The following is a 23339-nucleotide window of genomic DNA, read 5'->3' as shown; positions in this document are numbered from 1 at the left end:
CAGGCGGCGGTCACCAAACCGCCCCAGCGACGTCTCCATCGTCCAATCCTCCAATCCCAATCAAACCCAGAGAATCAGATCATCCAACGCCACTCAACCAAAGATGTGTGAATGCCGTAGCCCACGGAGGGGAGAGGGTCAAGTTGTTAGCCCTCTCCCCTCCGTGGGAGAGGGTTGGGTGAGGGGGCGTTTCTTCTCACTCCGTCCGCAGTAGCGGGGCGGCTTTCTGGCTCAAGGCCCGCCAGGTGCCGATGAAGCCGCAGCCGAGGGTGATGGCGGTGCAGATCGCCGTGGTGAGGAGGACCACCTGAGGCATGAAGGTCCATTCGATCTCCATGATCCGGGTCAGCACCGCCCACGCCGTAACCGTGCCGACGAGCGCCGCGATGGCGGCCGTCAGCAGCCCCAATATGCCGTACTCGATCGAGAAGGCGCGCAGCACGTCGGCGCGCGTGGCGCCCAGCACCTTAAGCACGACGCTGTCATAGACCCGCCTTCGGTGCCCGGCGGCGATGGCCCCGGCCAGCACCAGCGTTCCGGCGATCAGCGTGATCCCCGCCGTGCCCCTGACCGCCGCCCCGATCTGCCGCAGGATGCCGTTCACCGTCTCCAGCGCGTCGCGCACCCGGACGGCGGTGACATTGGCGAAGGCGTCGGTGACGGCGCGCTGGACCTGGGCGTCGATCTCCGGCGATGCGGTGTGGACAGTCGCCAGATAGGTGTGCGGCACGCTGCTGAGCGGTTCGGGGGAGAAGACCATCGTGAAGTTGATGGAGAGCGTCTCCCATTCGATGGCGCGGAGGCTGGCGACTTCCGCCGTGAGGTCGCGGCCGAGGATGTTGACCGTCATCTCGTCGCCGACGCCGATCCCGAAGGCCGTGCCGATATCCTCGTAGATCGAGATCAGCGGCGGCCCGTCATAATCCTCCGGCCACCATTCGCCGGCGATGATGCGGTCGCCGGGGCTGGGGCGGGCGGCGTAGGTCACGCCGCGATCGCCGTGCAGCAGCCAGGATTCGCCGGGTTCGACCAGCGCCTGTTCCGCCGGCACACCGTTGATCGCGACGATCCGCCCGCGCAGGGAGGGCACGCTTTCCAGGTTCGACGTGCCCTCGATGCCGGTCACAATCTCCGTGAAGGGGCCGATCTGGTCGGGCTGGATGTCGATGAAGAAGAAGGAGGGCGCGACCTCCGGCAGGCTTTCGCGGACCTGCCGGGACATGTTGCCTTCGATCAGCGCGATGGCGACCAGCACGGTCAACCCGAGGCCGAGCGACAGGATGACGTTGGGCGTCGGCGCGCCGGGGCGGTGCAGATTGGCGAGCGCCAGCCTCAGCCCCGGCCACCTTGGCCTGCCCGCCGCTTTCGCCAGCCGCATGGCGGCCCAGGCGGCCGCGCGGAAGGCGAGGATGGTCAGGACCGCCCCGCCGACGAAGGCGAGCGCGAACATCCGGTCCTGCGCCGTCGCCACGGCCAGCCCGGCGAGCGCCAGGGCGCTGGCCGCCGTCGCCGCGACATAGGCCGCGCGCGGCCAGCCCCTGTCGGGGGAGACGAGCGAGCGGAACAGCCCCGCCGCCGGAACCTCCTGCGCCCGCGCCAGCGGCCAGAGGGAGAAGGTGAGCGCCGTCAGGAGCCCGAACGCCGCCGCCAGCGCCAGCGCCCACGGGTAGATTCCGACCTCCGCCTCGATCGGCAGCAGATCGGCGACCAGCGCGTTGACCAGCGGCGGCGCGACGATGCCGATCGCGAGCCCGATCAGGATGCCGCCGCCCGCCAGGATCAGGATCTGCAGCAGATAGGTCCGGAAGATCAGCGACCCCGGCGCGCCCAGGCATTTCAGCGTCGCCACCGTCGCCAGCTTGCCGTCGAGGAACGCCCTCACCGCATTGCCGACGCCGACCCCGCCGACCAGCAGCGCCGTCAGCCCAACCAGCGTCAGGAACAGCGTCAGCCGGTTGATCATCCGTTCAAGCTGCGGCGAGGCGTCGGTGAAGTCCCGCACCCGCCAGTTCCGGTCCGGGAATGCCGCCTCCAGCGCCTCCACCGCCGCGTCGGGGTCGCCGCCGGAAGGCAGCCGGACGCGGTATTCGTAGGTTATCATGCTGCCGGGCTGGAGAAGCCCGGTGTCGGGCAGCGCGTCGAGCGAGACCATCAGGCGCGGACCGAGGGAGAAGCTGCCGCCGGCCGCGCGGTCCGGCTCCCGCTCGATCACCGCGCGGATGTCGAACGTCGCCTGCCCGACTTGGAGTTCGTCGCCGACGGCAAGGCCCAGCCGGCCGAGGAGCGTATCCTCCACCACCGCGCCCCAGCGCCCGTCGGTGCGCGCCAGCGCGGCCTCCAGTTCCGCGCCGCCGCGCAGTTCCATCGCGCCATAGAGCGGGTAGAGCCCGTCGACCGCCTTGAATTCGACGAGCGCGCTGTCGCCGGCCGCATTGCGCGCCATCGCCCGCATCTCCGCGCCGGCGGAGACCGCGTCCGCCCGTTCGGCGATCCAGCCTTCGGCCTCCGGGCCGATCGGCCGGTAGAGGTTCCGGACCAGAATGTCGCCGCCCAGGATCGCGCGGCCATCCTCCCGCAACCCTTCCAGGATGCCGCTGGACACCGACTGGACGGTGGCGATCGCGCCGACGCCGAGCGCCAGGCAGGCGAGGAAGATGTAGAAGCCCCTGAGCCCGCCGCGAAGCTCCCGCCTAGCGAGGCGGAAGGCGAGGCCCAGCCCGCCGCCGCCAGCGCCTCCCACACCGCAATCCGTCATTCGGCGGCGCTCCGGTCGGACCGGCCGTCATCGACGATCCGGCCGTCGACCAGCCGGACGACGCGGTCGCATCGCTCCGCCAGCGCCGGGTCATGGGTGATGAGAAGCAGGGTGGCGCGCTTGTCGCGGGTCAGGTCGAACATCAGATCGATGATCTGCCGCCCGGTGTCGCCGTCCAGGTTGCCCGTCGGCTCGTCCGCCAGCACCAGGTCCGGCTCCGCCGCGAAGGCGCGGGCCAAGGCCGTGCGCTGCTGCTCCCCGCCGGAAAGCTGGCCCGGATAATGGGTCAGCCGGTGGCCGAGGCCGACCGCCTTCAGCCCCTCCGCCGCCCGGTCGAACGCGTCATCGCGCCGGGCGAACTCCAGCGGGATGGCGACGTTCTCCAGCGCCGTCATGGTCGGCACCAGATGGAAATTCTGGAAGACGATGCCGATATGGTCGCGACGGATCAGCGCAAGCTGGTCCTCCGACTGGCGGGTCAGATCCTTCCCCGCCACCTCGACCCGGCCGCTGGTGGGCCGCTCCAGCCCGCCGCAGATCATCATCATGGTCGATTTGCCGGACCCGGACGGGCCGACGACGCTGACCGCTTCGCCCAGCCCGACCGAGAGATCTATTCCGCGCAATATGTTGACGGGACCGGCCGCGCTTTCCAATTCTAGGTGAACTTTTTCGAGGACGATGCTGTTTCGTCCATTCATCGAAGCGTCCGGCCGTTCCATGATCTCTCCGACGATGTCACCGTTTCCAAGCCTAGATGGCCCGCCCGCCAGCCGTTTCAACGCCGCGCGGACTCTGCTGGCGTTGATCCTGTCCGTGACGGCGGCCACCTTCCTGACGCTGGCGCCGCTCACGCCGGCGAAGGCCGACACGCTGCGGCTGCTGGCGTTCGGCGACAGCCTGGTCGCGGGCTACGGCCTCGCCGACCGGGAGAGCTTCACGGTCCAGCTGGAAGCCGCGCTGCTGGCTCGGGGCGTCGACATCCAGGTCATCAATGGCGGCGTCTCCGGCGACACCAGCGCCGGCGGGCTGGCCCGGCTGGAATGGGCGCTGGGCGACCAGCCCGACCTGGTGCTGCTGGAACTGGGCGCCAATGACGGGCTGCGCGGGATCGATCCCGCCGCGACCAAGGAGAATCTGGCGGACATATTGCGGGAGCTGGAGGCGCGGGAGATCCCGGTCCTGCTGGCCGGCATGTACGCCCCGCCCAATCTGGGCGAGGACTACGCCGAACGTTTCGACGCCATCTATCCGGCCCTGTCCGATGAGTTCGAGATCCCGCTCTACCCCTTCTTCCTGGAAGGGGTGGCGACCGACCCGGAGCTGAACCAGCAGGACGGAATGCACCCCAACGCGCAGGGCGTGGCCCGGATCGTCGAGCAGATCGTGCCCTATATCGTCGATCTGATCGAGGCCGAGGGGCTCGCCACCTCGTCCTGAACGCCTTATAAGCGCCCCTCAGGCCCGTCCGGGCTGCCTCTTTTCCCCCGTATCCGGAGAGACCCTCATGGAGCGTCGTCGGCTCGGCCGCACCGATCTTCACGTCACCGCCTTCTGCCTGGGCACCATGACCTGGGGCGGCCAGAACACGGAAGCCGAGGGCCATGCCCAGATGGATTACGCGCTGGATCGCGGGATCGACTTCTTCGACACGGCGGAGATGTATGCCGTGCCGCCGTCCGCCGAGACCTACGGCCGGACGGAGGAGATCATCGGGACGTGGTTCCAGTCGCGAAAGAACCGCGACCGGATTGTCCTCGCCTCCAAGATCCTCGGCCCCGGCACGCGCGCATATATCCGCGACGGGGATCAGCGGCTGGACCGGAAGAACATCGTCCGGGCGGTCGAGGACAGCCTGAAGCGGCTGAAGACCGACTATATCGACCTCTACCAGACCCATTGGCCGGACCGGAACGTCAACAGCTTCGGCAAGCTGGACTACCGCCATGACGGCGACGAGGCGATGACCCCGCCGGAGGAGACACTGGCGGCGCTGGCCGATCTGGTGCGGGACGGCAAGATCCGCCATGTCGGCCTGTCCAACGATACGCCCTGGGGGATGATGAGCGCCCTGCGGGCGGCGGAAAGCGTTGGCCTGCCGCGCATCGTCTCGATCCAGAACCCCTACAGCCTGCTGAACCGGTCGTTCGAGATCGGGCTGGCGGAGTGCGCGATCCGGGAGGATTGCGGCCTTCTGGCCTATTCGCCGCTGGCCGGCGGCACGCTCAGCGGCAAGTATCTCGACGGGGCGATGCCGGCGGGATCCCGCCGGGCGACCGACCCGCGCCGCTCCCGCTACGACAATCCGCGCGGCGACGAGGCCACGCGGCGCTATGTCGACCTGGCGCGGCGGCACGGGCTGGACCCGGCGCAGATGGCGTTGGCCTTCGTCCGCGACCGGCCCTTCGTCACCTCCACCATCATCGGCGCGACGACGATGGAGCAGTTGAAGGCCGATATCGACGCCTACGACCTCACCCTGCCGCCGGAGGTGATCGAGGGGATCGAAACTATCCATGCGGGGAACCCCAATCCCTGCCCCTGAAGTCGGGGAGGACAAATGATCCGCCTGTTCGTGGCCCTGGGCCTGCCCGAAACGGTCCGCGAGCGTCTCGCCCTCCTCCAGGCGGGCGTGCCCGGCGCGCGCTGGACGCCGCCGGAGAATTTCCACGTCACGCTGCGCTTCCTGGGCGAGGTGGACGAGCCGGCGGCCGAGGATGTCGACGCCGCGCTTCGCCGGGTGGAGGCTCCCTCCTTCGACCTCGTCCTCGACGGCGTCGGCCATTTCGGCACGGCGCGCAAGCCGCAGACCTTGTGGGCGGGCGTCGACCGGACGGAGCCCCTGCGCTTCCTCCACGACAAGGTCGACCGCGCATCGGTGGCGGCCGGCCTGCCGCCCGACGACCGCAAGTTCCATCCCCACGTGACGCTCGGCCGGCTGAACGCGGCGGCGCGGACCGACCGGGTCGGCCGGTGGCTGGAGGACAACGCGCTCTTCCGGTCCGGGCCGATCCGGGTGGATGCCTTCACCCTCTACCGCAGCCATCTGGGCTCCAACGGCCCGGCCCATGAGGCCTTGGCAGAATATCGGCTTTCAAATCTGACCGACCAGACATCACCCTCATGGTGAGCCCGTCGAACCATGCGGGCGCGCACCTTTCGACAGACTCAAGGTGAGGAATCTTCTGTGAAGTCATGCCGGACCCCGATCCGGCGTCGATGGCGGACGGGACCGCGCCCGGCCCTTCGCCGCTGGTGAAGCGGCCATGGTCCATGGATTCTGGATCAAGTCCAGAATGACCAACAACGGAAAGGGTTGGCCCTCCCCCTCATGGTGAGCCCGTCGAACCATGCGGGCACACACCTTTCGACGGGCGATCTTCACAAAAGACCGCCCGGATCGTCACCGTCGAGAAGGCGGTTATGGCCCATGGATTCCGGATCAAGTCCGGAATGACCAACAAAAACAATGTCATGCTGGACTTGATCCAGCATCCATACGGTGCCGATGAAGGTCGGGACCACACCCGCTCCTTCGCCGCCTGCGAAGCGGCGACGGTCCATAGATCCGGAATGACCAAGGGAACGGGGGCAGGTATCCCTCCCTCATGGTCAGCTTGTCGAACCATGCGGGCACACACCTTTCGACGGGCTCAAGGTGAGGGGTCTTCACAAAAGACCGCCCGGATCGTCGCCGTCGAGGAAGGCGGTTATGGCCCATGGATTCCGGATCAAGTCCGGAATGACCAAAGGGGCTAACCCCTCCTAAAGCGTCTCGCCGCGCATCAGGCGGGGCAATTGGCCGGAGAGGCCCATGGCGTTGCGGATGATCGCCTTCTTCAGCGGGCGGACGCGGTGGACCGCCGCCAGCGCCAGGTTGCGGCCCAGCCTTACCGGCGGGATCGTGTTGCTGAAGGCGCGGAAGAAGGTGTCGGTGTAGGCGATCACGCTCATCGTATCCAGCCGCCGCCACCGCTCATACCGCTTCAGCAGATCGACCGAGCCGATATCGAGGCCAAGACGCCTTGCGTCCACCACGACCTCCGCCAGGGCGGCGGCGTCGCGCATGGAGAGGTTGAGGCCCTGGGCGGCGATCGGGTGGATGGCGTGCGCCGCCTCCCCCATCAGCGCCACGCGGTCGCCTACATAGCGCCGGGCGTGGAGGCCGGAGAGCGGGTAGGAGAAGCGCCGGCCGATCGGCCTGACCGCGCCCAGCCGATCGCCGCACCGGCGCTCTATCTCCGCGATGAAATCGGCCTCCTCCAGCGCCAGATAGCGCGCCGCCTCCGCCTTCCGCGCGCACCAGACCAAAGCGGCGCGGTGCCGCCCCTCGCCGTCGTCGATCATCGGCACGATGGCGAACGGCCCTGACGGCGACAGCCGCTCCACCGCGACATTCTCGTGCGACAGCTCGTGCTCCACCGTCACCACGATGGCGATCTGGTCGTATTCCCAATGGTTGACGGGGATGCCGGCCCATTCCCGCGTCGGCGACCGCCTTCCGTCGGCCCCGACCAGCAGCGAGGCGGCAACGGTCCGCCCGTCGGCCAGCGTCGCGACGACGGCACCCGGTCGCCGTTCGAACCCCGCGATCGCGCCGGGGGACAGGTCGGTGACGCTGGGGCAGGCCTTCAGCCGGTCGATCAGCGCCCCCCTGATCCAACCATTCTCGACATTGTAGCCATAGGGATGGTCCCCGATCTCATCGCCTTCGACATGCAGGAAGAGCGGCGAACCCCGGTCGACGACATGGGTCGCGAGGACCGGGCAGGCGTTGGGCTCCATCGCCTCCCACGCGCCGACGCCCTTCAGCACCTCGATCGACCCCCAGGTCAGGGCCGTGGTGCGGCCGTCGAAGCCGGCGTCGGTGCGGGCGGCCGCGCTCTCGCGGTCGACGACGATCGTCCTGACGCCCGCGCCGCCCAGCGCGGCGGCGAGCGTCAGCCCGGCGGGGCCGCCGCCGACGATCAGGATTTCCGCGCTGTGGTCGGCGGGCGCGGGCCGGGAAGGGGAAGCCGTGCTCATGGAACGGACAATCGGCGGCGGCGCGCGGATTGTCCAGCCCCGGGGGTGCGACCATGGCGCGACCGGCGGCCGCATGGAAATGGCTATAATTTAGGCGGCACTCCGTCACCGCCTTCAATTTAGGCAGCCGGCATCGCCGTATCCCCGGAATCCGTCCCTTTTTGCGCTGCGGCAAACCGGCACGGAACTTGAAATCCGCTTCCTCCGGACGACCCCGCAAAGGGGCGAAGCTTAAGGGAATGCGTGATGAAACTGATCATGGCGATCATCAAGCCTTTCAAGCTGGACGAGGTGCGCGAACAGCTCACCGCGCTCGGCCTGCAGGGCCTCACGGTCAGCGAGGTGAAGGGTTTCGGCCGCCAGAAGGGCCAGACCGAGATCTATCGCGGCGCCGAATATGCGGTGAGCTTCCTGCCCAAGGTGAAGATCGAGGTCGCGGTCACGGACGAGTTGGCGGACCGCGTCGTGGAGACGATCCAGAAGGCCGCCAATACCGGCCGCATAGGCGACGGCAAGATCTTCGTCCTCGATCTCGCCCACGCGGTCCGCATCAGGACCGGCGAAACCAACCAGGAGGCCCTCTGACATGCTCCGTGCCCTTACCCTCGTCGCCGGCGCGGCCGGCGGCTTCCTCCTGACGCTTCCGGCCCTGGCCCAGGAAGCGCCGGCCATCGACACCGGCGACACCGCCTGGGTCATCACCGCGACTGCACTGGTCCTGATGATGACGATCCCCGGCCTCGCCCTCTTCTATGCCGGCATGGTGCGCAAGCAGAACGCGCTGACCATGCTGATGCAGTGCTTCACCGTCTGCTGTCTGGTCAGCGTCCTGTGGATGGTCGCCGGCTTCAGCCTGGCCTTCGGCAATGGCGGGGCCTTCGTCGGCGACCTGTCGCGCTTCCTGCTCGCCGACCTCGACTGGACGGGCGCATTCGTGCTGGGCGCGGGGACGGAGGGCGCGGTGGCCACGACGATCCCGGAGCCGGTCTTCGTGATGTTCCAGGCAACCTTCGCAATCATCACGGCGGCGCTGATCGTCGGGGCGTTCGCCGACCGGCTGAAATTCTCTGCGCTCCTGCTGTTCACGGGCCTGTGGACGCTGGTGGTCTATTCGCCGGTGGCGCACTGGGTCTGGCATCCGAACGGCTATCTGTTCGGCGCGGGCGTGCTGGATTTCGCGGGCGGCACCGTCGTCCACATCAATGCCGGCGTCGCCGGGCTGGTGGCCGCCATCGTGGTCGGCAAGCGGGCCGGCTACGGCGCCAGCGCGGGCCACGTCTTTGCCCCGCATAATCTGGTGCTGAGCCTGATCGGCGCCTCGCTCTTGTGGGTCGGCTGGTTCGGCTTCAACGCCGGGTCGGCGCTGGGCGCGAACGGGCGCGCGGGGATGGCGATGGCGGTTACCCATTTCGCCACGGCGGGCGCGGCGCTTTCCTGGATGGTCGCGGAATGGATCGCCAAGGGCAAGCCCAGCCTGCTGGGCATCATCTCCGGCGCGGTCGGCGGTCTGGTGGCGATCACCCCTGCCTCGGGCTTCGTCGCGCCCGGCGGCGCGCTGGTCATCGGCCTTGTCGCCGGCGTCCTCTGCTACGTCGCCTCGACCTGGCTGAAGAAGACCTTCGGCTACGATGATTCGCTGGACGTGTTCGGCGTCCACGGCGTCGGCGGCATCGTCGGCGCGGTGCTGACCGGCGTGTTCGCGGTCGGCGAGCTGGGCGGCTATCCGGGCCTCCTTGAGGGCAATCCCGGGCAGGTGCTGGTGCAGGTCTACGGCATCCTGGCGACCGTCGCCTGGAGCGCCATCGGCACCTTCGTCATCCTGAAGGTGGTCCAGCTCGTCACCGGCCTCCGCGTCAGCCCGGAAGCCGAACGCGACGGGCTCGACCTCGCGATCCACGGCGAAACCATCCAGTAGGCTCGCCGGAAACAAGCGGCCGGAGGGGTCCCACCCCTCCGGCCGTTTTTATGCGCTGCGCCAGAGTCTTTCCCGAACCCGTTGGATTCAATATTTTCCTTGGTGGCCGATTGCTTGTATCCAGAGACGTCCGGCGGTAAAGTCATGGCCGGATTTCACGGTAATCAGGCGACGCGCGGTCACCATGATCAACGCCTCCCTGGCGCGGCTGGCGGACTACCCGTTCACCCGGCTGGCCCAGCTTCTTCAACCTGTCGCCCCGCCGGGCGGTCTGACGGCGCTCGCCTTGTCGGTCGGCGAACCGCAGCACGCGCCCCCGGCGCTCTTGGCCGAAACGCTGTCCGCCAGCGCCGATGGCTGGAACCGCTATCCCCAGGTCAACGGCACGCCCGCCTTGCGGGAAGCCATCGCCGGCTGGCTGAAGCGCCGCTACCGCCTGGCCGAGGGGACGATCGACCCCGACCGCGCGATCCTGCCCCTGTCCGGCACGCGGGAAGGGCTGTTCCTGCTGGCGCAGCTTTCCGCGCCGGGCGAACCGACGGACCGGCCGCCAGCGGTCCTGCTGCCCAACCCCTTCTATGCCGCCTATGAGGGCGCGGCCGTGATCGCGGGGGCGGAGCCGGTCTTCCTGGACGCCACCGCGGCGACCGGCTTCCTGCCCGACCTGGACGCGCTGGACCGGGACCTTCTGGACCGCACGCGGCTTTTCTACCTCTGCACGCCGGCCAACCCCCAGGGGGCGGCGGCCGACGCCGCCTATCTGGCGCGCGCCATCGGCCTCGCCCGCCGGCACGGCTTCATCCTGGCGGTCGACGAATGCTATGCGGAGATATACGACCGGACGCCGCCGACGGGCGCGCTGGAGGTCGCAGGCGCCATGGATGGCGGGGCGCTGGACAATCTGCTGGTCTTCCATTCGCTGTCCAAGCGCAGCAACGCCGCCGGCCTGCGGTCGGGCTTCGTCGCCGGCGATCCGCGCCTGATCGCCGCCTTCGCGCAGCTTCGCAGCTATGCGATGGCCGGGATGCCGCTGGCGATCCAGGCGGCGTCGGCGGCGCTCTGGAACGACGATGCGCATGTCGAGGAGAACCGCGCCCGCTACCGCGCGGCTTTCGACGCCGCCCATCAGGCGATCGGCGACCGGTTCGGCTTCTACCGGCCGGATGGCGGCTTCTTCCTCTGGCTCGATGTCGGGGATGGCGAAAGCGCGGCTCGCGACCTCTGGCAGGCGGAAGGGCTGCGCGTGCTGCCCGGCGCCTATATCACTCGTCCGGACCGGGCCGGCCGCAACCATGGCGCGCCCTATATCCGCGTCGCGCTGGTGCATGATTCCGCCATCGTGGCCGACGCCATGGCGCGGCTGACCGACTTCTTAGATCAACGCCTCGCCCACCGGCGCACGGGAAGCTGACCTAGAATGGCCACATCGACCAGCCGCACCGCGGGCCGCGAGCCCCGTTCCTCCTTCCTGCCGGACGGCGCAGGCCTGTTCCTGCGCCAGCGGCTGATCGAGCTGGGCGGCGCGGCGCTGATGGCGTTCGGCGCGGCGGCGCTGGCGGCGCTTATCACCTACGCGCCGACCGATCCGTCCTGGAATGTCGCCAATCCCGACGGGACCATCCGGAACCTGCTGGGCGTCGCCGGCTCCTATCCGGCCGACCTGATGATCCAGACGCTGGGCCTCGCGGCGCTGGCGATCGGCGCGCTGCCGATCGTCTGGGGCTGGCGGATCGCCCGGCACAAGCCGCTGGGCCGGTTCTGGGTGCGGCTCCTGGCGCTGCTGTCGGGCGTGCTGCTGCTCGCTATCGCGCTGTCGCCCTTCGACCTTTCCGGCGGCTGGCGCACGGTCGACAGCCTGGGCGGCGCGGTCGGCACGCTGGGGTTCGGCGCGCTGAGCGGGCTTCCGGGCCTTGCCGGAGCGGCCGGGATCTGGGTAGCGGCCGGGGCGGGCCTTCTCTCCCTCGCCCTGCTGATCGCGGCAACGGGGCTGAAGTTCTCCGACTGGCGCGACCTCTTCCTCGGCATCGGGCGGCTGACCAACCTTCTCAGCCGGGAGACGGCGGCCGCCGGCCGGGCCTCCGTCGCGGCCGCCCAGGACGCGGCGGGCCGGATGACGCGGACCGGCGCCGCCCGGCAGGAACCCTCGCCCGGCGAAGACGGCGCGCGGACGCCCATCGGCATCGCCGCGCCCCCGCCGCCCGCGCGACGGGAGAAGGCGGTGGTCGCGCCCAAGCCGAAGCCCATGGCCGAAGGCAGGCGCGCGGCGGCCGAGAAGCAGCCGAGTCTGGAGTTCGAGCCGACCTCGGATTACGAGCTTCCGGCGCTCGACCTCCTGCACCTGCCCGACCCGGCGCGCCGGCCGGCGGCGCTGAACGCCGAGGCCCTGTCGGTCAACGCCCAGATCCTGGAAGGGGTGTTGAGCGATTTCGGCGTGCGGGGGGAGATCGTGAAGGTCAATCCCGGCCCGGTGGTCACGCTCTATGAGCTGGAGCCCGCGCCCGGCACCAAGTCCAGCCGGGTCATCAATTTGGCCGACGACATCGCACGCTCCATGAGCGCCGTCTCCGTCCGCGTCGCCGTCGTGCCCGGCAAGAACGCGATCGGCATCGAGCTGCCCAACGCCAGGCGGGAGACGGTCTATCTGCGGGAGCTGATCGCGTCCGACGCCTACGACCGCTCCTCCTCCAAGCTGGCGCTGATGCTGGGCAAGGATATCGGCGGTGGCCCGGTGATCACCGATCTGGCCCGGATGCCGCATTTGCTGATCGCCGGCACCACCGGGTCGGGCAAGTCGGTCGGCGTCAACACCATGATCCTCTCGCTCCTCTACCGGATGCCGCCGGAGAAGGTGCGGTTCATCATGATCGACCCCAAGATGCTGGAGCTGTCGATCTATGACGGCATCCCCCATCTCCTGTCCCCCGTCGTCACCGACCCGAAGAAGGCGGTGGTGGCGCTGAAATGGACGGTCAAGGAGATGGAGGACCGCTACCGCAACATGTCCAAGCTGGGCGTCCGCAACATCGAGGGCTACAACCAGCGCCTGCGGGAGGCCAAGGCGAAGGGCGAGGTGCTGCTGCGCCGGGTCCAGACCGGCTTCGACCCCGACACCGGCAAGCCGGTGTTCGAGGACCAGCCGCTGGACCTGACCGAACTGCCCTATATCGTCGTCATCGTCGACGAGATGGCCGATCTGATGCTGGTCGCCGGCAAGGACATCGAGGCGGCGATCCAGCGGCTGGCGCAGATGGCGCGGGCCGCCGGCATCCACATCATCATGGCCACCCAGCGCCCGTCGGTGGACGTCATCACCGGCACGATCAAGGCCAACTTCCCGACCCGTATCAGCTTCCAGGTCACCTCCAAGATCGACAGCCGCACCATCCTGGGCGAAGGCGGGGCGGAGACGCTGCTGGGCCAGGGCGACATGCTCTACATGGCCGGCGGCGGCCGGATCACCCGCGTCCACGGCCCCTTCGTCAGCGACGGGGAGGTGGAGCAGGTGGTCGCCCATCTGAAGGCCCAGGGCGAGCCTTCCTACAATGAGTCGGTGGTGGAGGAGCCGGACGAGGACGGCTTCGACCCCTCCATGCTGGATGGCGGAGAGGGCGGCGGCTCCGGCGACGACCTCTACGACCGCGCCGTGGCGCTGGTCGGCCGGGAGCGCAAGGCTTCGACCAGCTTCATCCAGCGGCATCTCCAGATCGGCTACAACCGTGCCGCCCGGATCATCGAGCAGATGGAGCAGGAGGGCGTGGTCAGCCAGGCCAACCATGTCGGCAAGCGGGAGGTCCTGGTCGGCGACCACGACTGACGCGAGTTGGCCAATCTCCTCGGCCGGGACCCGACATGGCCCAGACCGGGCCGCACTTCCGCCATCAACCGCCGGCAGTTTCCCAAGCCATGAAGAAGATTCTCGCCTCCCTCACCCTCGCCGCCAGCCTCGCCATTACGGCCGCCCCGCTCCCCGCCGCCGCCCAGTCGGATGCAGCGGAATTATCAGACGCGCAGCAGGCGACGGTGGAGCGGATAGAAGGCTACCTGAACAGCATCACCACGATGCAGGCGCGATTCACCCAGACGGCGGAGAATGGCGGCGTGGCGGAAGGCGACTTCTACCTCTCCCGCCCCGGCCGGATGCGCATCGAATATGACGAGTTGCCCTATCTCTACGTCGCCGACGGCTTCTGGCTGACCTACTACGACAAGGAACTGGGGCAGCGCAGCGACGCCCTCTTGGGCTCCAGCCTCGCCGATTTCATCACCCGGCCGGACATCGAGCTTTCCGGCGACGTGACGGTGCGCGGCGTGCGCGACGAGGGCGGCCGGATAGAGATCGACATCGTCCAGACCAGCGATCCGGGCGCGGGAATGCTGACGCTGGTCTTCACCGACAGCCCGCTGCGCCTGGACAGCTGGATCGTCGCGGACGCCGCCGGCCTGACGACCGAAATCCAGCTCTCCAACGCCCGCTTCGGCGGCCAGCTCAGCAGCAGCCTCTTCGTCGCTCCCCGGCCGGATTGAGCCGGCTTCCGGGCGGCGAGCGCCCCCCGCCTCCCCTCATGGTGAGCTTGTCGAACCATGTATGCCCACATCCTTCGGCAAGCACAGGATGAAGGGGGAGAGAGGGTGCTCACCAACGCCGTCATGCCGGACCTGATCCGGCATCCATGGGGCGTCGAAGAAGGTGGGTACGTGCCCTTCTTGCACTGCCGATGAAGCGGCGAGGGCCTATGGATTCCGGATCAAGTCCGGAATGACCAATAAGGGGAAAAGGTTCGCCTCTTTTCCTCATGGTGAGCCTGTCGAACCATGTGTGCGCCGCGTTCCGAGAAACCGTCATGCTGGACTTTGATCCAGCATCCATACGGTGTCGACGGTCGCCGGGGCGGGGCTCGTTCTTCGCCGACGGTGAAGCGGGACCGGCCCATGGATTCCGGATCAAGTCCGGAATGACCAACAGAAACAACGGCTAACGACGCCTGCGGAACGGCCTGGCGAAGAGGGTCGCGAGCGGCCGCTCCTCCTCGCCTTCCACGCCGATCGGCATCGTCGTCCAGCGGCGCGTGGCGCTGCGGGAGGCGAACAGGCGGTCCCAGAGGCTGAGGATGGTGGCGTAGTTGCTGTCGGTGTCGCGACGGACCCGGTGGTGATGCACCCAATGGATCGACGGCGTCACCACGACCCGCGCCAGCGCCCGCTCCAGCCCGTCCGGCAGCCGGAGGTTGGAATGGTGGAAGATCGTGGCGACCAGCACCAGCGTCTCGAACGCCAGGACGGAGCCGATCGGCACGTCCAGCAGGATGATGACGGCGGCCCGGGCCGCCGCGCTCAGCAGCACCTCGCCGAAATGGAACCGGACGGCGGAGGTCGCGTCCAGGAAGCGATCGAGATGATGGATCTCATGGAACCGCCAGAGGAACGGGATCTCGTGATTGGCCCGGTGCCACCAGTAGATCAGCCCGTCCAGCAGGACGAGGTCGACGGCGAGCCCGGCCCAGCCCGACCACCAGTCCGGCCGCCAGCCGAGGCCGTGAGCGGCGGCCCAGAGCGACACGGGCACCACCGCCAGCGGCGACAGGATCGTGTTGGCCAGCCACAGCGCGCCGTTCCGCAGCAGCCGCCGATGGCCGAACCTGCCGTCGCCGGCGGGCGGCTCCGCCTTCGGCAACAGCCGTTCCAAGAGGACGAGGCCGACCAGCCAAGCCCCGGCGGCCAGGCCCTTCCATGCCAGCAACTCTTGAACGGCGTCATCCATCGGCGTCACAATAGGCGGCAACCAGAGTCTTCAGCCAGAGTCTCGAGACATGACCCGTTCCCCGCGCCGACCCGTCGTCGGCATCCCCTGCTGCACGAAGCAGATCGGCCCGCACCCCTTCCATATCGCGGGCGACAAATATGTCCGCGCCGTCTCCGACGGGGCCGGGGCGCTGCCCTTCCTGATCCCGGCGCTGGGCGACTGGTACGAGATCGACGATCTGCTGGACCGGCTGGACGGCCTGCTGATCACCGGCAGCCCGTCGAACGTGGAGCCGGCACGCTATGCCGGCCAGCCGAGCGACCCCGGCACGGCCCACGATCCCGCACGGGACGCCACGACCCTGCCGCTGATCCGCCGCGCGCTGGAACGCAACATGCCGGTCCTGGCGATCTGCCGGGGCTTGCAGGAGTTGAACGTCGCGCTGGGCGGCAGCCTGCACCAGAAGGTCCAGGACCTTCCCGGCCGCGCCGATCACCGCGCCGACGACACCCGGCCCGTCGATGTGCAGTACGGCCCCGCCCATCCGGTGGCGGTCCAGGAGGGTAGCCGGCTCCACCGCCTGTTCGGCCGGATGGAGATCACGGTCAATTCGATCCACGCCCAGGGCATCGACCGGCTGGCCGACGGGCTGTCGGTGGAGGCCGTCGCGCCCGACGGGCAGATCGAGGCGGTTCGCGTCGATCGCGGCCCCGGCGACATCTGTCCGGATTTCGCGCTGGCCGTCCAATGGCACCCCGAATGGAAGTTCCAGGACAACCCGGACTCCACCCGCCTCTTCGCCGCCTTCGGCGACGCCGTCAGGGCCTATGTTGTAGGCCGGGGGCGGGCGGCGGCGGCGTAGAACCCCTCACCCTCCCGCCCCTTCGGGTCGGGTCCCTCCCTCTCCCACAAGGGGCGAGGGTGAATTGGTAGCCCTCGCCCCTCTGGGGAGAGGGTTGGGTGAGGGGCGTTGCAGATGAAGCGGGCTTGATTTGCCTCGTCATCTCGGTCAGGCATGCTGCCGGAAAAGAATCAGGATCAAACAAGGGGGAAACCGGGAACGGCCCTCTCATGGAAAGGGCCGGCCAAACCCATGCGCATCGCCACCTGGAACATCAACTCGGTCCGCCTGCGAATCGACATCGTGCTTCGGCTGCTGGACGAGCTGAAGCCCGACGTGCTGTGCCTTCAGGAGATCAAGTGCCTGAACGACCAGTTCCCCGCCTCAGCCCTGGCCGCCGCAGGCTATCCCCACATCGCCGTCGCCGGCATGAAGAGCTATAACGGCGTCGCCATCATCTCCCGCCTGCCGATCGAGGCGCATGAGGTGACCCATTGGTGCGGGCGGGAGGATTGCCGCCATGTCGCGGCGACCCTGCCCGGCGGACTGGAGATCCACAATCTCTACGTCCCGGCGGGCGGCGACATCCCCGATCCGGCGGTGAACGACAAGTTCAAGCACAAGCTGCAATTCCTGGACGAGATGACGGCGTGGTGGCCGGCCGCCCGGCCCGGCGACCGGAAGATGGTGCTGGTCGGCGACCTGAACGTCGCGCCGCTGGAGCATGACGTCTGGAGCCACAAGCAGCTGCTGAACGTGGTCAGCCACACGCCGGTCGAGGTGGAGAGGCTGGTCGCCCTCCAGGCCTCCATCGGCTGGGTCGACGCCATCCGAAAGTTCGTGCCGGAGGACCAGAAGCTCTACACCTGGTGGAGCTACCGTGCGCGGGACTGGGCGTTGTCCAACAAGGGGCGGCGGCTGGACCATGTCTGGGTGACGCCCCCGCTGGCCGGCGCGCTGACCGGCCATGGCGTGGTGCGGGAAGCGCGCGGCTGGGAACCCAAACCCTCCGACCACGTCCCTGTCTGGGCCGATATCGCAATTTAATTCCAGTTCTATTTCATTGATTGTGTATCATGAAATCGTTTGGTAATTTACGTCATGAGCACCGCGGTTGCACGCATTCTCAGCGATCTCCGCTCACGCGGCGGACTTCAAGGGAAAGACATTGCGAATATCGTCGACGTTTCCACGGCGACGGTTTCTCGCTGGTCGCATGGCAATGGTTCGCCCAGCCTGCGAACGCAGACGGTCATCGCGGACCTGCGCTACATCGTCGACCGGCTGTCGGATTTCTATACGGCCGATGAAACCCGCCTGTGGCTGCATTCCCGGCATCCGCTGCTGAACGGCGAGAGGGCCATCGACCTGATCAACGCCGATCGCACGGAGGAAGTGCTGGCGGTGATCGAGCGCCTCGACGCCGGCGCTTACATCTGAACGGCCGATGGCGGAGCGGCGTGCGCGCGATATCGAGCTTCTCGATGCCCTGGATGCCCATGCCGGCGTCGCGTTCGAGGGGGATGTATGGCGCATCGTGCGATCGGAGCGCGACGTATTGGAAGGTTCCCCCTCCAAGGCGAGATGGGATCCGGGAACCTTCGATGTGCTCTACACATCGCTCGAGCGCGAAGGGGCGCTGGAGGAGATTCATTTCCATCTGAGCCGCCAGCCCGTCTTTCCGTCGAAGATTCAATCGGTGCTTCATCGGATACGGGTGAGAACCGCCAGAACCCTCAAACTGGCGGACCTGGCTGCACTATCTGCCCTGGGCATCGCTCCCGAGCGATATGGAGAGCTGAGCTACGAACGTAGCCAGGAGATCGGAGATGCGGCCTTTTTCCTCGGCTTCGATGGCATCCTGGCCCCCAGCGCAAGATGGCGCTGCCAGAACCTGATCCTGTTCATGGATCGAATCGATCCGGGCGATCTCGCAGTCGTGGAATCCGAGCTGGTGGATTGGGACGTCTGGCGGTCCGCCCGTCAGGAGAAGCGCGGGAGATAGGTCCGACGCCAGCCAAACCTGCCTACCCCGCCCGATAGAGGAAGTACCGCCCCAGCGGCACGTCGTCGGGGGGCGGTTGGGGAGTCCAACCTTCGACCGCCAGTTCATGGTTCGCCACGCAGACGCCGCCGGCGGTCAGCAAAGCGGCCAGTGCCGGGGCCATGGCCGAGGCGAGGGCCTCGTTCACGGTGCGGTCGCCGGTGCCGAGGTCGGTGTGGATCAGCGCCGCCGTCCGGCCGAGGGCGGCGGCGGCCTGGGGCAGCGTCTCCGCCACCTCGCCGAGGAACAGGCGGCCGGGCGGCGGGACGCAGTCCGGATGGCAGGCGACCCGCCGCTCGAACACATGGATGGCGCGGCCGGGCAGCAATTCGCGGAGATGGTCGTAGGTCCGTCCGTTGCCGAGCCCCAGCTCCAGCACCGGCCCCGGCAGCCCCTCGACCTGCGCCGCCGCCCAGTTCAGGCACGAACGCTGCGCCTCCATCCGGCGGATGAAGCTGTCCAGTCGGCTCAAGGGCCTTCGTGTTCCATCGCCGCGGCCTTGGTCGTGCGCTCCAGCCGGTGGGCCAGGACGCGCATGATCTCCACCGCCATCTGGGGGAACTCCGTGACCATGCGGAAGAACAGGTCCTTGGAGATCATGAGCGTCGTCAAATCCGTCTTCGCGCGGATGGTGGCGGTGCGCGGCACGTCGCAGAGGATCGCGATCTCACCCACGAAATCGTTCTTGGCCACGGTGGCGATAATCTTCGGCCCCGTCGGCGTCTTCACGATCACCTCGGCCTCGCCGCTGATGATGATGTAGGCGGCGGCGCCCATCTCATCCTGCTCGAACACCGTCTGGCCGGCGCTGAAGACCACCCGCTCGCTGGTGAAGGCGAGCAGCTTCAGCTTCGAAACCTCAATATTCTCGAAGAGCGGAATCTTCTTAAGAAGCTCAACTTCTTCCGCCAGGCTCACCGTCAACTCCCCCATTCCTTGTTTTTTATCTGTTTATTCCGCTTGCAGCAGTTCGCGCAAGACGCTCCCCTCGCGATCCAGCTCCTCGAACCGGCCGCGTTCGGCGATCCTGCCGGCCTTCAGCACGATCACATCGTCGAAATCCCGGGCCAGGCTGGGACGGTGCGGCGCCCAGATCAGGCCCCTGCCATCCGCCCATTCGCGGAGGCGGGAATGGATCCGCGCCTGGCTGCCGCCGTCCAGCGACGCCGTCGCCTCGTTCAGGATCAGCACCGCCGACCGCTTCAGGATCGCGCGGGCGAGCGCCGTCTTCTGCCGCTGGATGGCGGTCATGCGCGCGCCGGCGACGCCGACGGAATGGTCCAGCCCGACGGCGATGATCGCGTTGCGCAGGTCCATCTCGCCCATCACCACGCGGACCACCGACCGGATGCTGTCAGCCGTGCCGGTCCGGCCATAGCGGATGCGGCCGAACAGGATGTTGTCCTGGATGGAGGCGGCGCTGTTGTAGCTGTCGGGATCGAAGAACTCCACGCAAGACCGAAGGTCCGGCGGCAGCCCGTCGGCGAATCGCCGCCGCGCCTCCACCAGCCGCTGCTGCATGTCCTCCTCCAAGAGCCCCAGCCGGTGCCGGGAGGCGATCAGCTTGAAGGGCAGCGCCATCAGCCGCGACTTCTCCTCCGGCTTCAGCCCATCGACGCCTTCCCGTCCCACCTTCGCCACCAGCGGCTGGAAGTCCGGCAGATCTTCGGACCCGATGAAGCTGAACTGTTCGAAGAACTCATGGCCCGGCGGCAGGTCGGCGAACAGCTCGATCATCGTCTCGGCGACCTGCGCGCCCATCTGCAGGAAGTCTTCGGTCAGCCCGGTGTCGGCCAGCACCTTCCGGACGTAAGCATGGTCGGCCAGATTCTCATGCGCGAAGGTCGGCCCCACGGCGGTGCCGAACAGCAGGTTCTCCGCCACCGTGGCGCTGGTGTTGTAGCGGTCGGCCTCGAACGGCTCGACCAGTTCGCGCGCCTCCGGGTCCTCGGTCAGCCGGGCGCGCACGGTCTTCCGCGCCTCCAGGATCTTGTCCGCCAGCGCGCGGTTCCGCTGCGGCTCGATCGTGCCGTTGAGGCCCATCCGGTAGACGTCCTGGTCCAGATCGACCGCCGCCAGCGCCGCCAGCACGCGCGGCAGCATCTCCTCCGGGCTCTCCGCCCCGGCGGCGGCGTAATCCACCCAGTCGGCGTCCACGTCGTAGACGATGTTGCCGGACGACATGGCCTCCCTTATCCGGTTCTGCCGCCATGCCTTCCGCTTCTCGTCATAGGAAGGCTCAGCCATCGGCCGGTGCTTCAGGCCATAGAGCAGGTTGGCGCCCAGCGTGTCGGTGAACAGGTAGCTGCGGGGGCCGACATAGCCTATGGCGCGCCCGGTCACGGCTTCCGGCAGGTCGGCATAGTCGGCCCCGCCGAGCCTGATCCGCCCGGCGGTCGGCCGGATCAATCTGGCGGCCAGCATCATGAAGGAATCCCGGCCGCTGTCGCCGTCGCCCAGGATTGCGACATGGCGGTCGAGCGGCAGGGTGGCGGAAACGCCGTCCACCATCGGCGGCGAATCATATTCCGCATAGACGACGTTCGAGAAGACGAGGCTGTCGGGCAGCGGATCGAGCGTTTCGTCCCCGTCAAGCTGGTCCATGCCCAGCATGCCGGCCGGCTGGAACTGCTCGATCACCTGTTCGTACTTGATCCGGGAATCTTCCCTGAGCTGGTAGTAGGTCAGAAGCTCCTTCCAGGGCGCCGCCAGATCCTTGTAGGCGGCCAGCACCGCCACCAGCGCGCCGAGGTCGAGCCGCCCCTTGATCACCAGATAGCCGCCGATGGCGTAGAAGAAGAACGGGGTGAGCTGGTTGATGAAGTTGTTCAGGAACTTGATGAAGAATTTCCGGCGGTAGATCTCGAACCGGATGTCGAAGATGTTGCCCAGCCGGTGGGCGAAGTCCGCCAGATGGTAGTTCGACGTGTCGTAGGCGTGGATTTCCTGAATGCCGCTGACCGATTCGCCGATCCTGTCCGACAGGTGGCGCATCGTCCGGACACGCTGCTTGCCCAGCTCGTTCACCCGCCGTTGCAGGCGCGGAATGATATAGCCCTGGATGGGGTAGAGCGAGATCGCGGCCGCGCCCAGGACCGGGTCCTGGACGAAGATGAAGCCGATATAGACCAGCAGCGTGCCGCCCTGGAAAATCGGCAGTACGAAGCTGTCGCCGATGAAGCCGCCCAGCGGCTCCACCTCGCCGGTGATCATCGGGATGATCTCGCCCTGGCTCATCTTCTTGAAATGCGGGGCGGGGAATCGCAGCACGCGGGCGTAGAGCTCGTACCGCAGCCGGCGCAGCATCCGTTCGCCGGTCTGCCCCTTGTAGACGTTGACGGCGTATTTGAAGCCGCCATTGATGAAGACCAGCGCGAGGAACAGGCCCGACAGCGCGAACAGGTAGGGCACCTGCGCCAGATCTATCCCGAAGAAGCTCTTGGGGAAATCCGTACCGCCGATCGCGTCGTTGACGATCTGCTTGGGCAGTTCCAGCGAGTAGTAGAGGAAGGGAAACGACGCCAGCGTGAGGGCTACGATGAATATCTGCTGGCGTCTGCTGTACCTCAGAATGAAGCGGTAGATGCTTCGATCCATGTAAGCCGCCCGCTGCCTTGCCTGATGTCCCCGCAACCCTACGGGCGCGCCATCGTTTCAGAGGCGGAAGATAGCCGCAGAAGGGCGGTGTCGCAAACGGCATGGTTTTGCCGCGCGGCTTCGTGATAAGAATCGCCGGCGCGACGGTGCCGCCATCTCCGCCGCGTCTCAAGCCGACCGCCGAGGCAGGGGAATGGCGAAGCGCAGCGATCAGACCCGCGTTCTCATCTACAGTCACGACAGCTTCGGCCTGGGCCATCTGCGGCGCTGCCGGGCGATCGCCCATGATCTGGTCGAGAACCACAAGGACATGTCCGTGCTGATCCTGTCGGGGTCGCCGATCATCGGCAGCTTCGACTTCCGGTCGCGTGTCGATTTCGTGCGCGTGCCGGGCGTGATCAAGCTCAGGAACGGGGAATACACCTCGCTCAACCTGCATATCGACACCGAAGAGACGCTGGCGATGCGGGCGTCGATCATCGAGCACACAGCCGAGACCTTCGATCCCGACCTGCTGATCGTCGACAAGGAGCCGCTGGGGCTGCGCGGCGAGGCCAAGGCCACGCTGGAGATGCTGAAGGCGCGCGGCACGCCGCTGGCGCTGGGCTTGCGCGACGTGATGGACGAGCCGGCCCTGCTGGCGCCGGAATGGGAGCGCAAGAACGTCCTGCCGGCGCTGGAAGACCTGTACGACCATATTTGGATCTACGGGCTGCCGCAGATCTGCGAGCCGCTGAAGGGGATCGACCTGCCGCGCGGCGTCCGGAGCAAGATGGCCTATACCGGCTACCTGCCCCGGTCGGTCTCCACCGGCGGCGGCCCGGCCGCAGCGCCGTTCGACGAACCCCACGTGCTGGTCACGCCGGGCGGCGGCGGCGACGGAGAGGACATGGTCGACTGGGTGCTGACGGCCTACGAGGCCGACAGGAAGATGCCCCATCCGGCGCTGATCGTCATGGGGCCGTTCATGCAGCGGGAACGCCAGGCCGACTTCATCGGCCGCGCGGAAATGCTGGACGATGTCGAGATCATCACCTTCGACGCCCATATGGAGAATCTGATCGAGGCGGCGGTCGGCGTTGTCGCCATGGGCGGCTACAACACCTTCTGCGAGATATTGTCCTTCGACAAGCGGGCGGTCCTGGTGCCCCGCACCCGCCCGCGCATGGAGCAGTATATCCGCGTCTCCCGCGCCGAGGATCTGGGGCTGGTCCGGATGCTGGAGGATGACGGCCACCGCCCGCCATCGGCCATGATCCGCGCGCTGCGGGCGCTGCCGGCCCAGCCGAAGCCTTCGGAGATCGTGGTTCCCGGCCTTCTGGAGGGGCTGGTCAACGTCAACCGGCTGGTCGACGCGGCCGTGGATCGCGCGCCGACGCCGACGCTCCGCGCGCGGCAGAGCGCCTGAAACCATGGCAGCCT

At 67.8% G+C, this 23339-nt stretch carries 21 protein-coding genes; 13 read left to right on the top strand and 8 right to left on the bottom strand.

The window, feature by feature from the left end; translation table 11 throughout:
* Positions 1-196 precede the first annotated feature (196 nt).
* Positions 197-2755, bottom strand: a complete 2559-nt coding sequence (locus AAFN89_RS20065) for an FtsX-like permease family protein (RefSeq protein WP_347541003.1) — start codon at positions 2753-2755, stop codon at positions 197-199.
* The gene (locus AAFN89_RS20060) at positions 2752-3456 is read right to left on the bottom strand and encodes an ABC transporter ATP-binding protein (RefSeq protein WP_347541002.1); all 705 of its coding nucleotides are present in this window, start codon (positions 3454-3456) and stop codon (positions 2752-2754) included. Before AAFN89_RS20060 ends, AAFN89_RS20065 begins: the two co-directional genes overlap by 4 nt.
* A 34-nt stretch (positions 3457-3490) precedes the next feature.
* Here AAFN89_RS20060 and AAFN89_RS20055 point away from each other — a divergent pair, with 34 nt between their 5' ends.
* The 3 genes from AAFN89_RS20055 to thpR all read left to right on the top strand — a co-directional run bounded on the left by AAFN89_RS20055 (position 3491) and on the right by thpR (position 5885).
* Positions 3491-4195: an arylesterase gene (locus tag AAFN89_RS20055; protein WP_347541001.1), complete on the top strand. Its 705-nt coding sequence runs from the start codon at positions 3491-3493 to the stop codon at positions 4193-4195.
* A 67-nt stretch (positions 4196-4262) separates the two neighbouring features.
* Positions 4263-5300: an NADP(H)-dependent aldo-keto reductase gene (locus AAFN89_RS20050; RefSeq protein WP_347541000.1), complete on the top strand. Its 1038-nt coding sequence runs from the start codon at positions 4263-4265 to the stop codon at positions 5298-5300.
* Positions 5301-5315: 15 nt separating this feature from the next.
* A complete protein-coding gene (gene thpR / locus AAFN89_RS20045; RefSeq protein ID WP_347540999.1) occupies positions 5316-5885 on the top strand; it encodes an RNA 2',3'-cyclic phosphodiesterase in 570 nt (189 codons plus the stop codon).
* 251 nt (positions 5886-6136) lie between these two features.
* Here the strand turns inward: thpR and AAFN89_RS20040 are convergent, their stop codons facing one another.
* Together AAFN89_RS20040 and AAFN89_RS20035 are read right to left on the bottom strand one after the other, a co-directional pair.
* Complete coding sequence (locus AAFN89_RS20040; protein WP_347540998.1) at positions 6137-6319, bottom strand: hypothetical protein; 183 nt, start codon at positions 6317-6319, stop codon at positions 6137-6139.
* Positions 6320-6520: 201 nt separating this feature from the next.
* Positions 6521-7780 carry a UbiH/UbiF/VisC/COQ6 family ubiquinone biosynthesis hydroxylase gene (locus AAFN89_RS20035; protein ID WP_347540997.1) on the bottom strand — a complete coding sequence of 420 codons (1260 nt, stop codon included), beginning with the start codon at positions 7778-7780 and terminating at the stop codon, positions 6521-6523.
* Between the two features lie 246 nt (positions 7781-8026).
* Between AAFN89_RS20035 and AAFN89_RS20030 the strand changes: the two genes are divergently transcribed.
* The 5 genes from AAFN89_RS20030 to AAFN89_RS20010 all read left to right on the top strand — a co-directional run bounded on the left by AAFN89_RS20030 (position 8027) and on the right by AAFN89_RS20010 (position 14219).
* Positions 8027-8365: a P-II family nitrogen regulator gene (locus AAFN89_RS20030; RefSeq protein WP_347540996.1), complete on the top strand. Its 339-nt coding sequence runs from the start codon at positions 8027-8029 to the stop codon at positions 8363-8365.
* Between the two features lies 1 nt (position 8366).
* Positions 8367-9695 (top strand): ammonium transporter, encoded by a 1329-nt coding sequence (locus AAFN89_RS20025; RefSeq protein ID WP_347540995.1) that lies wholly within the window; start codon positions 8367-8369, stop codon positions 9693-9695.
* 184 nt (positions 9696-9879) lie between these two features.
* Positions 9880-11106 (top strand): aminotransferase class I/II-fold pyridoxal phosphate-dependent enzyme, encoded by a 1227-nt coding sequence (locus tag AAFN89_RS20020; RefSeq protein WP_347540994.1) that lies wholly within the window; start codon positions 9880-9882, stop codon positions 11104-11106.
* Between the two features lie 6 nt (positions 11107-11112).
* Positions 11113-13509 (top strand): DNA translocase FtsK 4TM domain-containing protein, encoded by a 2397-nt coding sequence (locus AAFN89_RS20015; protein WP_347540993.1) that lies wholly within the window; start codon positions 11113-11115, stop codon positions 13507-13509.
* A gap of 89 nt (positions 13510-13598) precedes the next feature.
* Positions 13599-14219, top strand: a complete 621-nt coding sequence (locus AAFN89_RS20010; protein WP_347540992.1) for an outer membrane lipoprotein carrier protein LolA — start codon at positions 13599-13601, stop codon at positions 14217-14219.
* A 448-nt stretch (positions 14220-14667) separates the two neighbouring features.
* Here the strand turns inward: AAFN89_RS20010 and AAFN89_RS20005 are convergent, their stop codons facing one another.
* On the bottom strand, positions 14668-15453 hold the full coding sequence (locus tag AAFN89_RS20005; RefSeq protein ID WP_347540991.1) for a sterol desaturase family protein: 786 nt from the start codon (positions 15451-15453) through the stop codon (positions 14668-14670).
* A 49-nt stretch (positions 15454-15502) separates the two neighbouring features.
* Between AAFN89_RS20005 and AAFN89_RS20000 the strand changes: the two genes are divergently transcribed.
* The 4 genes from AAFN89_RS20000 to AAFN89_RS19985 all read left to right on the top strand — a co-directional run bounded on the left by AAFN89_RS20000 (position 15503) and on the right by AAFN89_RS19985 (position 18281).
* Positions 15503-16297, top strand: a complete 795-nt coding sequence (locus tag AAFN89_RS20000) for a gamma-glutamyl-gamma-aminobutyrate hydrolase family protein (RefSeq protein WP_347540990.1) — start codon at positions 15503-15505, stop codon at positions 16295-16297.
* Between the two features lie 231 nt (positions 16298-16528).
* Entirely contained in the window at positions 16529-17323 is a 795-nt protein-coding gene (gene xth / locus AAFN89_RS19995; protein WP_347540989.1) for an exodeoxyribonuclease III, read from the top strand.
* Positions 17324-17377: 54 nt separating this feature from the next.
* Positions 17378-17716, top strand: coding sequence for an antitoxin Xre/MbcA/ParS toxin-binding domain-containing protein (locus AAFN89_RS19990; RefSeq protein ID WP_347540988.1), 339 nt, complete (start codon positions 17378-17380; stop codon positions 17714-17716).
* A 7-nt stretch (positions 17717-17723) separates the two neighbouring features.
* A complete protein-coding gene (locus AAFN89_RS19985; RefSeq protein WP_347540987.1) occupies positions 17724-18281 on the top strand; it encodes an RES family NAD+ phosphorylase in 558 nt (185 codons plus the stop codon).
* A 22-nt stretch (positions 18282-18303) separates the two neighbouring features.
* Here AAFN89_RS19985 and AAFN89_RS19980 read toward each other — a convergent pair whose 3' ends face one another.
* From AAFN89_RS19980 to AAFN89_RS19970, 3 genes are read right to left on the bottom strand one after another with little or no spacing between them, the layout of a single operon-like run.
* The gene (locus AAFN89_RS19980) at positions 18304-18792 is read right to left on the bottom strand and encodes a class I SAM-dependent methyltransferase (RefSeq protein WP_347540986.1); all 489 of its coding nucleotides are present in this window, start codon (positions 18790-18792) and stop codon (positions 18304-18306) included.
* A complete protein-coding gene (locus tag AAFN89_RS19975; protein ID WP_347541004.1) occupies positions 18789-19238 on the bottom strand; it encodes a cyclic nucleotide-binding domain-containing protein in 450 nt (149 codons plus the stop codon). Before AAFN89_RS19975 ends, AAFN89_RS19980 begins: the two co-directional genes overlap by 4 nt.
* A 33-nt stretch (positions 19239-19271) precedes the next feature.
* Entirely contained in the window at positions 19272-21917 is a 2646-nt protein-coding gene (locus AAFN89_RS19970; RefSeq protein WP_347540985.1) for an ABC transporter ATP-binding protein, read from the bottom strand.
* 193 nt (positions 21918-22110) lie between these two features.
* Here AAFN89_RS19970 and AAFN89_RS19965 point away from each other — a divergent pair, with 193 nt between their 5' ends.
* Complete coding sequence (locus AAFN89_RS19965; protein WP_347540984.1) at positions 22111-23325, top strand: glycosyltransferase; 1215 nt, start codon at positions 22111-22113, stop codon at positions 23323-23325.
* Positions 23326-23339: the final 14 nt, after the last annotated feature.

Origin of the sequence: Inquilinus sp. CAU 1745, assembly GCF_039839375.1 — a bacterium.
Taxonomy (GTDB): domain Bacteria; phylum Pseudomonadota; class Alphaproteobacteria; order DSM-16000; family Inquilinaceae; genus JBDOQU01.
The sequence above is the reverse complement of the archived record's forward strand: the minus strand, read 5'-3'. Positions and strand labels throughout refer to the sequence as shown.

What these genes read in the sequence shown, in the direction of transcription:
- xth (WP_347540989.1), top strand. Translation starts at nt 16,529, where the DNA reads ATGCGCATCGCCACCTGGAACATCAACTCGGTCCGCCTGCGAATCGAC.
- AAFN89_RS20025 (WP_347540995.1), top strand. Translation starts at nt 8,367, where the DNA reads ATGCTCCGTGCCCTTACCCTCGTCGCCGGCGCGGCCGGCGGCTTCCTC.
- AAFN89_RS20060 (WP_347541002.1), bottom strand. Translation starts at nt 3,456, where the DNA reads ATGAATGGACGAAACAGCATCGTCCTCGAAAAAGTTCACCTAGAATTG.
- AAFN89_RS20050 (WP_347541000.1), top strand. Translation starts at nt 4,263, where the DNA reads ATGGAGCGTCGTCGGCTCGGCCGCACCGATCTTCACGTCACCGCCTTC.
- AAFN89_RS19970 (WP_347540985.1), bottom strand. Translation starts at nt 21,917, where the DNA reads ATGGATCGAAGCATCTACCGCTTCATTCTGAGGTACAGCAGACGCCAG.
- thpR (WP_347540999.1), top strand. Translation starts at nt 5,316, where the DNA reads ATGATCCGCCTGTTCGTGGCCCTGGGCCTGCCCGAAACGGTCCGCGAG.
- AAFN89_RS19990 (WP_347540988.1), top strand. Translation starts at nt 17,378, where the DNA reads ATGAGCACCGCGGTTGCACGCATTCTCAGCGATCTCCGCTCACGCGGC.
- AAFN89_RS20030 (WP_347540996.1), top strand. Translation starts at nt 8,027, where the DNA reads ATGAAACTGATCATGGCGATCATCAAGCCTTTCAAGCTGGACGAGGTG.
- AAFN89_RS20000 (WP_347540990.1), top strand. Translation starts at nt 15,503, where the DNA reads ATGACCCGTTCCCCGCGCCGACCCGTCGTCGGCATCCCCTGCTGCACG.
- AAFN89_RS20010 (WP_347540992.1), top strand. Translation starts at nt 13,599, where the DNA reads ATGAAGAAGATTCTCGCCTCCCTCACCCTCGCCGCCAGCCTCGCCATT.
- AAFN89_RS20055 (WP_347541001.1), top strand. Translation starts at nt 3,491, where the DNA reads ATGTCACCGTTTCCAAGCCTAGATGGCCCGCCCGCCAGCCGTTTCAAC.
- AAFN89_RS20040 (WP_347540998.1), bottom strand. Translation starts at nt 6,319, where the DNA reads ATGGACCGTCGCCGCTTCGCAGGCGGCGAAGGAGCGGGTGTGGTCCCG.
- AAFN89_RS20065 (WP_347541003.1), bottom strand. Translation starts at nt 2,755, where the DNA reads ATGACGGATTGCGGTGTGGGAGGCGCTGGCGGCGGCGGGCTGGGCCTC.
- AAFN89_RS20005 (WP_347540991.1), bottom strand. Translation starts at nt 15,453, where the DNA reads ATGGATGACGCCGTTCAAGAGTTGCTGGCATGGAAGGGCCTGGCCGCC.
- AAFN89_RS20015 (WP_347540993.1), top strand. Translation starts at nt 11,113, where the DNA reads ATGGCCACATCGACCAGCCGCACCGCGGGCCGCGAGCCCCGTTCCTCC.
- AAFN89_RS20020 (WP_347540994.1), top strand. Translation starts at nt 9,880, where the DNA reads ATGATCAACGCCTCCCTGGCGCGGCTGGCGGACTACCCGTTCACCCGG.
- AAFN89_RS20035 (WP_347540997.1), bottom strand. Translation starts at nt 7,780, where the DNA reads ATGAGCACGGCTTCCCCTTCCCGGCCCGCGCCCGCCGACCACAGCGCG.
- AAFN89_RS19985 (WP_347540987.1), top strand. Translation starts at nt 17,724, where the DNA reads ATGGCGGAGCGGCGTGCGCGCGATATCGAGCTTCTCGATGCCCTGGAT.
- AAFN89_RS19965 (WP_347540984.1), top strand. Translation starts at nt 22,111, where the DNA reads ATGGCGAAGCGCAGCGATCAGACCCGCGTTCTCATCTACAGTCACGAC.